General features: G+C 61.2%; 11 protein-coding genes. 8 read left to right on the top strand and 3 right to left on the bottom strand.

Going from position 1 to position 11,039, the window contains the following annotated elements; all coding sequences use genetic code 11:
• Positions 1-57: 57 nt before the first annotated feature.
• Positions 58-2,628 carry an FtsX-like permease family protein gene (locus tag VLY20_05595; GenBank protein HUK56112.1) on the bottom strand — a complete coding sequence of 857 codons (2,571 nt, stop codon included), beginning with the start codon at positions 2,626-2,628 and terminating at the stop codon, positions 58-60.
• Positions 2,625-3,281, bottom strand: coding sequence for an ABC transporter ATP-binding protein (locus VLY20_05590; protein HUK56111.1), 657 nt, complete (start codon positions 3,279-3,281; stop codon positions 2,625-2,627). Before VLY20_05590 ends, VLY20_05595 begins: the two co-directional genes overlap by 4 nt.
• 167 nt (positions 3,282-3,448) lie before the next feature.
• On the opposite strand from VLY20_05590, the gene VLY20_05585 reads away from it, so the two are divergent.
• The 3 genes from VLY20_05585 to VLY20_05575 all read left to right on the top strand — a co-directional run bounded on the left by VLY20_05585 (position 3,449) and on the right by VLY20_05575 (position 5,404).
• On the top strand, positions 3,449-4,150 hold the full coding sequence (locus tag VLY20_05585; GenBank protein ID HUK56110.1) for an arylesterase: 702 nt from the start codon (positions 3,449-3,451) through the stop codon (positions 4,148-4,150).
• A 180-nt stretch (positions 4,151-4,330) separates the two neighbouring features.
• Positions 4,331-4,801 carry an Hsp20/alpha crystallin family protein gene (locus VLY20_05580; GenBank protein ID HUK56109.1) on the top strand — a complete coding sequence of 157 codons (471 nt, stop codon included), beginning with the start codon at positions 4,331-4,333 and terminating at the stop codon, positions 4,799-4,801.
• Positions 4,802-4,957: 156 nt separating this feature from the next.
• Positions 4,958-5,404, top strand: coding sequence for a VOC family protein (locus tag VLY20_05575; protein HUK56108.1), 447 nt, complete (start codon positions 4,958-4,960; stop codon positions 5,402-5,404).
• Positions 5,405-5,412: 8 nt separating this feature from the next.
• Here VLY20_05575 and ispH read toward each other — a convergent pair whose 3' ends face one another.
• Positions 5,413-6,390: a 4-hydroxy-3-methylbut-2-enyl diphosphate reductase gene (gene ispH, locus VLY20_05570; GenBank protein ID HUK56107.1), complete on the bottom strand. Its 978-nt coding sequence runs from the start codon at positions 6,388-6,390 to the stop codon at positions 5,413-5,415.
• 201 nt (positions 6,391-6,591) lie between these two features.
• Between ispH and VLY20_05565 the strand changes: the two genes are divergently transcribed.
• From VLY20_05565 to VLY20_05545, 5 genes are all read left to right on the top strand, one after another.
• Positions 6,592-6,855 carry a hypothetical protein gene (locus VLY20_05565; protein ID HUK56106.1) on the top strand — a complete coding sequence of 88 codons (264 nt, stop codon included), beginning with the start codon at positions 6,592-6,594 and terminating at the stop codon, positions 6,853-6,855.
• 208 nt (positions 6,856-7,063) lie between these two features.
• Positions 7,064-8,251 (top strand): exo-alpha-sialidase, encoded by a 1,188-nt coding sequence (locus VLY20_05560; GenBank protein ID HUK56105.1) that lies wholly within the window; start codon positions 7,064-7,066, stop codon positions 8,249-8,251.
• Positions 8,248-8,544: a MoaD/ThiS family protein gene (locus VLY20_05555; protein ID HUK56104.1), complete on the top strand. Its 297-nt coding sequence runs from the start codon at positions 8,248-8,250 to the stop codon at positions 8,542-8,544. The genes VLY20_05560 and VLY20_05555 overlap by 4 nt, the downstream gene beginning before the upstream one ends.
• Before the next feature lie 156 nt (positions 8,545-8,700).
• A complete protein-coding gene (locus VLY20_05550) occupies positions 8,701-10,116 on the top strand; it encodes an FAD-binding oxidoreductase (protein HUK56103.1) in 1,416 nt (471 codons plus the stop codon).
• A 105-nt stretch (positions 10,117-10,221) separates the two neighbouring features.
• Complete coding sequence (locus VLY20_05545) at positions 10,222-10,890, top strand: transposase (GenBank protein ID HUK56102.1); 669 nt, start codon at positions 10,222-10,224, stop codon at positions 10,888-10,890.
• The last annotated feature ends 149 nt before the right edge of the window (positions 10,891-11,039 follow it).

Below are 11,039 nucleotides of genomic sequence, written 5' to 3'. Positions count from 1 at the left end.
TACCAATGGTTCAGCCTCTTGTGCAAGCGGAATTGTGTCGGGGCGGCCGGCCTTGCGTCATTCCGACCGCAGGACGGCCAGCGGTTTTTGTCCCAAGATACGATAGGTGGTCAGGAAACCGCCGGTCGTCGTCAGGATCACCGTCGCGATCAACCCGATCAGAAGGACCGCCGGATCGAAGCGCCACGGGATATCCAAAAGGAAATGGACGATGCCAAAGGACAAGCCCATCGAAAACAGGCCGCCGACGAAGGCCGCGATCAGGCCGAGCAGACCGTATTCCACGGCCATCATCGCCATCAGCGTCGGCCGGGTCGCTCCGAGCGTTTTGAACAGGATCATCTCGTGACGCCGCCGCGCGCGGGTCGCGGCGATCGCGCCCGACAGCACGATCAGGCCGACGAGCAGTCCGAAGCCCGCCATGAATTGGACGGTGCGGATGATCTCCTTCAGGATTCCGGCGATCGTTTCCAAAACGTCCCGGAGGTTGATCACCGTGACGTTCGGGAACGAGCCGATCACGGCGTTTTGGACCGGGAGGTCCTCCTCCGGCGTCGTCGTGGCGGTCGCCACGTAGGTGACGGGGGCCCGATCCAAGGCGCCGGGGGCGAAGATGAAGAAAAAATTGGTGGTCATGCTCCCCCAGTCGACCTCCCGAATGCTCGCGATCCGGCCGGTGATCCGGACGCCCTGGATGTCGAAGGTCACGGTGGAACCGAGATCGATTCCAAGGTGCCGCGCCGCTTCCGCTTCGACCGAGATCAAGGGCGTACCGTCGCCGGCGTCCGCTCCGGATGTCCCGTTCCACCAAGTCCCCCGTTGAACGATATTGTGATCGGGGAGGTCTTTCTGAAAGGTCAGGACGTATTCGCGCGTGAAATACCAGCCGTCGGCCCGGTCTTCGGTATTCATCTCCGACACCGCCTTCCCGTTCACGGCGAAAAGCCGCGACCGGACCAAGGGCGTAAGTTGGAGCGGTTTTTTCAAGTTCCAACCCTTCATTAAGTTTTCAAACGGTTGCTTCTGGTCCGGTTGAAGGTCGATGAAAAAGAGGCCGGGCGCGTCCTGCGGAACATTCTGTCGCAATTGCGACATCAAGTTTCGCTCGACCTGGGCCAGCGTGAGAAGGATGGTCACCCCGATTCCGATGGAAAGGACGATGGTGACGATCTGGCGTCCCGGCCGGTGAAGATTGCCGATTCCGTAGCGCAGGGTCAACGACCGGCGCACGAGGGGCGCGCGGCCGGCGAGACGTTTCAACAGACCGATCGTTCCCCACGCGGACGCCAGAAGGAGCGGAACGGCGACGCCGATCGCCGCGGCCGCCCATCCGCCCAACCGCCATGATCCGGCCTGCCAGAACGCAAGCCCCAGGCAACCGAACAGAATGATCGCGATGAACAGCCAGGTTCTTCGATCGGGGAAGCCCTTCCGTCCGGCCTCGACCTCCTGCCGGAAAACGCGGGACGGCGTCCAGGTCCGGATCATCCGCAAGGGCCAGAGCGAAAAGAGGAGCGTGATCAACAGGCCCATCGCGAAACCCCGGACCGCCGCAAGCGGCGCCGGCTGGAATGAAAAGTCGGGCGGAAGGAACCCGGTCAGAAACGGAAGCAAGACATGATAAAGGCCCGTTCCGAGTAAGATTCCGATCACGCTCCCGATCCCGCCCAGGAATAGAGCCAGGAGGAGGTAGACGACCAGGATCGCGGAGGAGGAACAGCCCAGGCATTTCAAGATCGCGATCGTTCCGATCCGCTCGGCGAGGAAGGTATGGATGTTGCTGGCGACGCCGATGCCGCCGATGATCAGGGTGATCAATCCGACCAGGCCCAGATAGGTCGTGAAGTTTTCCAGAAAACGCCTCAGGCGCGGCTGGGCGTCGCGGTAGGTGTGAATCTGGACCGACCCGGAGGACCAATGACCGGACAGTTCGGTTTTCAATTGCTCGGGCGTTCCCGGAGGCGTCACCTTGAAAAGATAGCGGTCGGTCATCCGGCTTCCCGGTTGGACCAGACGCGTTCGGCGCAGCCCGTCTTGAGAGAGCAGGACCCGGGGCCCGAGGCTAAAGGTTCCGGCCGCCCGGTCCGGCTCATTGCGGATCACGCCGCGGATCGTGAAAACCGCTTCTCCGAGCTTGACCGGGTCTCCGACCCGGAGATGGAGACGGAGCAGAAGCGCTTCCTGGACCCAGACCGCGTCCGGGTCGAGGAAGGGATCGCGGATCGAATCGCGAAACGAATCGGATATCGGCGGGTCGATCTTGAGCCGGCCGTAGAAGGGGTATCCGGGCTCCACCGCCTTGAGCTCCACCAGCTGGCTACGGGCCGCATCCCGGGTCATCGCCATGCCGTTCAATTCGGTCACCCGCATGAAGCGTGCGCCTTCGCCCGCGAGGCCGGACAGGAAGGATTGGTCCTGCGACGACGGGGGCCGGTTCAGGCGGGCCTCGAGATCGGCCGCCAGCAGGTTGCGGGACTCGCGAAGCGTCATGGCCTCCAAATTGGACGAGACGTTGCCGGTCCCGACGATGGATCCGACCCCGATCGCGATGGACGACAGGAAGAACAGGAGATGCCGGTAGGAACTCCGTGCCTCCCGCCAGGCCATTTGGAGGACAAAGCGGTTCATGATCGGGCCCGGTTCATGTCGTCGACGATCCGGCCGTCCCGCAACGTGATGACGCGGTCGGCATGGACGGCCAGGGTCGGGTCGTGCGTGACGAGGATCAGCGTGCTTCCCTGATCGTGATGAAGACGGAGAATCAGCTCGATGATGCGCTGTCCGTTGGCCGTATCCAGGTTGCCGGTCGGTTCGTCCGCCATCAGGAGCGCGGGACGGCCGATAAAGGCCCGGGCGATCGCAACCCGTTGCTGTTCGCCGCCCGAGAGCTGGACCGGATAGTGATCCTTCCGGTCCGACAGGCCGACCTCTTCCAGGAAGCGGAGCGCCTGCCGGTCGGCGTCGGGATCGCCGCGAAGTTCCAGAGGGACCTTGACGTTTTCAAAGGCGGTCAGGGTGGGAATCAGATGGAACGACTGGAAGACCACCCCGATTTTCTCCCGTCGCAGGCGGGCCAGTTCGTCCTCGCCCAGATCGGTCAGGGAAATTCCGTCGATCCGGATCGAACCCGCGGTCGGGTGATCCAGCCCCGCCAATAATCCGAGCAGCGTCGACTTCCCGCTGCCGGAAGGTCCCACCACCGCCAGAAATTGTTTTTCGGGGACCTCGAGGTTGATTCCGTTAAGAATGGTGATCGTCCGCCCGCCTCCGGTGAGGCGCATGGTTAAATCGGATACTCTGATCATGGGATTCCTAAAGGTTCAGTTGTCCTGTCTTGCGGTCAACGATTCTGTATTATACACTATCCGTCGGATGGCGGGGGCTCGCGTCGCCCGCTGGGTAGCTGCGACCTTCTTACTTATAGATCGTAATTTTAAGGAGGGTGTCCTTGATTAAGAGAGCTCTAGGCTGGGGCCTACTGCTGATGGTTCTGAGCGGCGGGGGCGGGTGCCGGCAGAATTCGGATGGTCGTTCTCCCCAATCGGGCGCTTCCAACGAAGTGGCTTCTACGGATCGGCCGGCGTCCCCAGCCGATCACGATCGGGTGATCGTCGCGTTCGGAGACAGCCTGACGGCCGGACTCGGGGTGCCGGAGGACGAGGCCTATCCCGCCGTCCTGGAGCGAAGAATCCATGACGCCGGTTTTCCCTACCGCGTGGTCAACGCGGGGGTAAGCGGCGAGACGACGGCCGGCGGCCTTCGACGCGTCCCCTGGGTTTTACAAGCCCGGCCCGAGATCGTGATCCTGGAACTGGGCGCGAACGACGGATTGCGCGGCTTGAGCATCGTCCAGACCCAAAAAAACCTGGCGGACATTATCGATTTGCTTCAAGGGGAGCATGTCCGGATCGTTCTGGCCGGGATGCGGATGCCGCCGAATTACGGAAAGGAATATACCGGGGCCTTCGAAAAGATCTTTCCGGAATTGGCCGCGCGCTATCGATTGACGCTGATCCCCTTTTTTCTCGAAGGGGTCGCGGGCCAACCGGGCCTTAATCAGGCTGATGGAATCCATCCCACCGCAGAAGGTTATCAGATCATCGTGGACAAGGTCTGGCCCCGCCTGGAACCGCTGCTTGAACATAAATAAGAATCGGTCGTAGGTCTTTTCCCTTTGTGGCGTTGCTATAATATATTGATTTATAATTTAAAATTAAATATTGACATGACGGGCTAATGTGTTGTATAAATTAATTAGCACTCGATGCTATTGAGTGCTAACATAGAGTTCTAAATCAAATCCCGATCAAATTGAAAAGGAGGAAGCAAAATGTTACCGACAAAAAGAGAAGGCGAGAGAGTGGTGGCTGTCTGGGAACCGTTTCGCGATCTTCGCAACATGCATGATGAGATGGACCGGCTGTTTTCCTCGTTCTGGCCGAACGGCGGTCGTGAGTTGACCCCTGCGGCGGAGTGGATGCCGGCGGCGGATTTGTATGAGGACAAGGAGCAGATCGTGGTGAAGCTGGAACTGCCCGGCGTCCGCAAGGAAGACGTCTCCATTTCACTCACGGAAGACACCTTGACGATCAAGGGCGAGCGCAAGACGGAGAAGGAGGAACGCCGGGAGAATTATTTCCGGATCGAAGGCAAATACGGCAGTTTCCTTCGGATGATCGAGCTCCCGCGGCCGGTCAAGGCCGACGCCATCAAGGCCGAGTACAAGGACGGCATCCTGAAAATCGTGCTGCCGAAGGCGGAAGATTCCAGAACCCGTGAAATCAAGATCGACGTGAAATAAAACCGGCCGCAGAACGCCGGTGGTCAAAAGGCGGAACCCTTGCCAAAGGGTTCCGCCTTTTTTATGCTTCGTCCGCCTTGACTTTTCTTCGCGAAAGACGTTACGTTACGTGCGTTCGGGATCGTTTCCCGGATCCGGCGGATACGGAAGGAAATCGTGACTCAAAAGAAAGAGCCCCAGACAACGCTGCGCGGCCTTCGCCATCTGGCGCTGCGCGTGACCGACATGGCGAAGGCCCGCCATTTTTATCAAGGCCTTCTGGGCATGACGGTGGTGTGGGAGCCGGATGCGGAGAATGTTTACCTGAGCAGCGGCTGCGATAATCTGGCGCTTCATGTCATGCCGAAAGAGGAAGCGGTTTCGTTTGATCCGTCCAGAGGCCAGGCGCTGGATCATTTCGGCTTCATCGTGGAGAGTCCCGATGCAGCGGAGGGATACGAGCGGCGGATGCGGGAAGCCGGCGTGCGGATCGTCAAACCGTTCAAACGGCACCGCGACGGGAGCAGCTCGTTCTATATGGCGGACCCGGACGGCAACGTCATCCAGATCCTGTATGAGCCGCACGCCAGTCCTTTGAAATTACAAAAATCGGATCGCTCTTGAGAAGGGGTCTAACGGGGACGGACCTGCAGTAACTCCTTCGGAAGTTGGAATTCCACGTTCTCGTCCACGACGGCCACCTCTTCCAGCTCGTCGGCGCCCTGCGTCTTGAGGAAGTCCACCACTTCTTTGACCAACAATTCCGGGGCCGAGGCCCCGGCCGTGATCCCGACCGTTTCGACCCCGTCCAGCCAGGACCGTTGGATGTCCCTGAACGATTCGATCAGATAGGCGCGGACGCCGCGCTGCTCGCTCAACTCTCTCAAGCGGTTTGAATTGGAGCTGTTGGGCGCGCCCAGCACCAAAAAGAGGTCGACGGTTTGGGCGAGCTCCTTAACCGCGTTCTGCCGGTTCTGCGTGGCGTAGCAGATGTCTTCCTGGCGCGGGCCCTTGATCTTCGGGAAACGCCGGTGCAGCGCCTCCACGATGTCCTTGCACTCGTCGATGCTCAGCGTGGTCTGGGTGACGTAGGACAGATGTTCGGGATCGTCCACCGTCAGATTGTTCACGTCCTTGACCGAGCTGACGAGATGGAACTTGCCTGCCCGGCCCTGCCCGTCCGGAAGGCGGGCGGCAGGCGGGTCCGGGATCTGGCCCAAGGTCCCGATCACCTCGGGATGGCCGGCATGGCCGATGAGAATCAGCTCGTAGCCCTGCCGGTGGTCCCGGTCGACCTCCTGATGGACTTTGAGCACGAGGGGACAGGTGGCGTCGATCGCCTTGAGCTTCCTTTGCCGCGCGTCGGTCCAGACCGACTTGGGCACGCCGTGCGCGCTGAAGATCACCGGCACGCCGTCCGGAACCTCGTCCAGCTCTTCGACGAATACGGCGCCTTTGGTCCGGAGCGTTTCGACGACGTGGCGGTTGTGGACGATCTCGTGCCGGACGTAAACGGGCGGGCCGTAAAGCTTCAGGGCCGTCTCGACGATCTCGATCGCCCGGTCCACCCCGGCGCAGAACCCTCTGGGCTTGGCCAGCAGAATCTTCATAGAGTGTTATTGTCCTTCATCCATCCTATCAAAGTCAATTGGGCGGCCCGGTGATCTGAACCCCCATGCATTCGCGCTTTGCGGACCTGAATCGCCGTTCATGAAATCCGGTCCCGGCTGAATCCTGACGCGTTCCTTTCATGGTACATATTCTGCATTCTTCTTGGACGGGAGATTCAACCTTAACTCAAGGAGGATGCCATGAACGACGAAAACGGAAAGAAAAAGGCCCGCGCGGCGCGGCATGTCTTTACGGTGGTGGACCGGGGCGGGAAGAGCTACTGGATCCGCATCGGCGCGGCCTTCGGAAATTACGACGGAAGCGAGACGGTGCTGCTCGACGCGCTTCCGCTCAACGGAAAGATGCAGATCCGCGATCCGGGGACGAAGGAAGTGACGCCGAAGGCGAAGGCGGGCGTTCCGTCGGCCGCCGTCCAGGACGCGGCGGACGACGACGGGGATTGAGGGCTTATGTTTTGGCGGGGGCGGGTTTCAAACCCGCCCCCGCCGTCTTGACATGGCCCCGAAAAGCTGGGAAAATCTCACCACTGGATCTAAGCGATTTATTCATCTTGACGCACCCAGAGCAGTGTAAAAGGGGACAGGCTGTTTTTCAGGTCGCGGGCCCGGCCCGAGGATTTTTATTCGACTTTATTAAAAAGGAGAATTCATTATGAGTAAGGTGCGGGTTCTGGCCGGCACGCGCAAGGGCGCGTTCATCCTGACATCGGACGGCAAGCGCGAAAAGTGGAGTGTCGACGGCCCCCACTTCGGGGGCTGGGAGATTTATCATGTCAAAGGTTCGCCCGTCGACCCGAACCGCTTGTACGCGTCGCAGACCAGCGCCTGGTTCGGACAGATCATTCAGCGTTCGGACGACGGCGGCCGGACCTGGTTCCAACCCGGCACAAAACCGGGCGAGCCGACCCGGACCCCGGAAGGCATGCCCATGGGCGAGAGCAATAAGTTCGTCTACGACACCTCCCCCGGGACCGGCAGGCCCCTCACCACACACCAGTGGTACGACGGCAGCCAGCACCCGTGGGAGTTCAAGCGCGTCTGGCATATCGAGCCGTCGCTGACGGACCCGGACACCGTCTACGCCGGCGTCGAAGACGCGGCGCTCTTCCGCACGACCGACGGCGGAAAAACCTGGCGCGAGCTCGCGGGCTTGCGCGGCCACGGCACGGGACCCCAATGGTCGCCCGGCGCCGGAGGCATGGGCCTGCACACGATCCTTCTCGATGAGAGAAATCGCGATCGAATGTACGTCGCCATCTCGGCGGCGGGGGTGTTCCGAAGCGACGACGCCGGCAAGGCGTGGCGGCCGGTCAATCGCGGACTGGTCTCCCAATACATTCCCGACCCGAACGCCGAGGTGGGCCACTGCGTCCACCACGTTGCGATGCACCGCTCGCGTCCGGAGGTGCTGTTCATGCAGAAGCACTGGGACGTCACGCGCAGCGACAACGGCGGCGAATCATGGCGGGAGATCAGCGGAAACCTGCCGACCGATTTCGGCTTCGTGATCGATGTCCACGCGCACGAGCCGGAAACGGTTTACGTCGTTCCGATCAAGAGCGACTCGGAGCACTACCCGCCCGAGGGAAAGCTCCGCGTCTACCGCAGCCGCGCGGGCGGGAACGAGTGGGAGGCGCTGACGAAGGGCCTCCCGCAGCGCGACTGCTACGTCAACGTGCTGCGCGACGCGATGGCGGTCGACTCGCTCGACCCCTGCGGCGTCTATTTCGGCACCACCGGCGGGCAGGTGTACGCGTCGGCCGACGCGGGCGACAGCTGGGCGCCCATCGTCCGGGATCTTCCCGGAGTGCTGTCGGTGGAGGTTCAGGTCCTCAAGTGATTCGAGTGGCGCTCCCGTATCATTTGCGGACCTTGGCCCGGGTTGGGGCCGAGGTGAGCCTGGACATCGAAGGACCCGTCACGCAACGCGCGATCCTCGACGCGCTCGAGACCCGCTATCCGATGCTCGCCGGGACCATCCGCGACCACGTCACGCGGCGGCGCCGGCCCTTCCTGCGCTTCTTCGCCTGCGGCGAGGATCTCTCCTTCGAGTCGCCGGACAGCCCCTTGCCCGATACGGTGGCGTCGGGTGAGGAACCGTTTTTAATCGTCGGAGCCATTGCCGGCGGATAGGAAGCGGTGGAAACGGGTTGGAGTACAATCTTCTTGCGCCCGCAAAGTTCGTCGGCAACGGCTGATTGTGGAGACGCTTGACAAGGTTTTGCAACGACGAGAAAATCCAATTTCTCTCAGCGCATGCTCACGAATCAACCGAAAGGAGACCCGACCATGAAGGCGACGACAACCCAGGGCCGCGAGATCGACCTGAAGAAGGAAACCTTCGACGCTTTGAAGACGCGGATCCGGGGGCCGCTCTTCCTTCCCGGCGACGCCGGCTATGAGGAGTCCCGGACCGTCTGGAACGCCATGATCGATCGAAGGCCCGCCGCCGTCGCGCGCTGCCTCGGCGGCGCCGACGTGATCGCGTGCGTGCAGTTCGCGCGCGAACACGACCTCCTGCTCTGCGTCAAGGGCGGAGGACACAACATCGCGGGCCTGGCCGCGGCCGACGGCGCGCTGATGCTCGACCTCTCGCTCATGCGCGGCGTATGGGTGGACTCCCAGAGAAAGGTCGCCCACGCGCAGGGCGGTTGCCTGCTCGGGGACGTGGATCGCGAAACGCAGCTGCACGGGCTCGCGGCCGTCCTCGGTTTCGTCTCGCTCACCGGCGTCGCGGGACTCACCCTGGGCGGCGGCTTCGGCTACCTGACGCGGCGTTGGGGCTGGACGTCGGACAGCGTCGTTGGGATGAACGTCGTGACCGCCGACGCACGACCGGTGCGGGCGAGCGGCGATGAGAACGCGGACCTCTTCTGGGGGCTGCGCGGCGGCGGCGGAAACTTCGGCGTTGTGACCGGCATCGATTACGCGCTGTTTCCCGTCGGTCCCGAGGTCGTCGGAGGCGTCGTGGCCTGGCCCGCGAGCGAGGCGCCGAAGGTGCTCGAGCTGTACCGGACGCTCGCCGAGACCGCCCCGCCCGAGCTCACGATCGTCGCGCTCATGCGCCCGGCGCCCCCCGCGCCCTGGCTCCCACAGGAGATGCACGGGAAGCCGATCGCCGCCTTGCTGGCCTGCCACAGCGGGAGACCCGAGGAGGGCGAGAGGGCCGTTGCCCCCATCAAGGCCTTCGGCAGGCCCGTCGGCGATGTGCTCGTGCGCCGGCCCTACGCGCAGATGCAGTCGCTGCTCGACGGCACTCAGCCGAAGGGCCGGCGCTACTACTGGAAGAGCGAGTACCTCCCGCGGATCGAGCCCGCCCTTTGCGAGAAGGTGATTGCGCATGCCGCACGGATCCGCTCGCCTCACTCCGCCGTGATCCTGTTCCAAATCGGAGGCGCTCTGAACCAACTGAGGGAGGAGCACTCCCCCGTCGGCAACCGCGACGCCCGTTTCGTGCTCAACGTGGCGGGTTCGTGGGAGCAGGCGGGTGAAGACACGGCGAACGTCCAATGGGCACGCGACGCGTGGAACGATATGAAAGCGTTCTCCACCGGCGGCACGTACGTCAACTTCCTGACGGAGGACGAAGGCCCCGAACGTATCCAGGCGGCGCTCGGCAAGGGACTCGATCGGCTCGCCAAGGTGAAGGCGAAATGGGATCCGAAGAACGTGTTTCGCACGAACCGGAACATCAAGCCGGCCTGAGAGACGGCGGGAGTTTAGGGCCGGGTCTTTGCAGCGGCATTAAAGACAAAATAGGGACAGACACTATTTATTGATAATCTAATCTGGATATTGTAACCATCTCACATGCCACGCATAGCCCGGATCATTGTCCCAGGCCACGTTTATCACGTAACACAAAGAGGGAACCATCGCCAGGAGATTTTTCGTAATGATGAAGAGCGCTTGAAGTATCTATCCTGGGTTGATGAATACAGCCGCACGTATCACTTGGCGATTTGGGCCTATTGCTTGATGGACAACCATGTTCATTTTATCGTCCAGCCGAAAGAAGAAACGTCGTTGGCCAAAGTCTTCAGCGTTGCGCATATGCGGTATTCTCAATTTTTCAATAAGGAGAGAAGGGCTTCGGGGCACTTGTGGCAAGGGAGGTTTTACTCCTGCCTTCTTGATGAGCCGCATCTGATGGCGGCGATGCGATATGTTGAGAGAAATCCCGTGCGTGCAAAGATCGTTAAAAAGCCTTGGGAGTGGAAATGGTCCAGTGCAACGGTTCACATCCATGGAACAGAAGGCAAGGATCATGTCGTCGGTCTCAAAGAGACGCTCGGTATTTCCGCAAGGTCATGGAAGGAATATATTGATTTGGAGGAAAACGCTCCCGATGTGGAAGTGATTCGAAGACACACGAGGACGGGACGACCCCTCGGGAGGGAAGGGTTTATTCGGCACCTGAGTGAGAAACTCGGGCGAACGCTAACCGTTTTGCCAAGGGGAAGACCGAAAAAAGATTAAATAGTGTCTGAGCTACCCCTCTTTTCATGGACACTAGAAAAGGGGACAATACCCCTGGAGGTGTCCAATGCGAAAGCGCCGGAGTTTTACCAAAGCGTTTAAAGCCGAAGCCGTGCGGTTGCTGGAGCAATCCGGTAAACCGGCGGCGG

The organism is Nitrospiria bacterium (assembly GCA_035517655.1).
In the GTDB taxonomy this organism is placed as follows: domain Bacteria; phylum Nitrospirota; class Nitrospiria; order JACQBZ01; family JACQBZ01; genus JACQBZ01.
The sequence above is the reverse complement of the archived record's forward strand: the minus strand, read 5'-3'. Positions and strand labels throughout refer to the sequence as shown.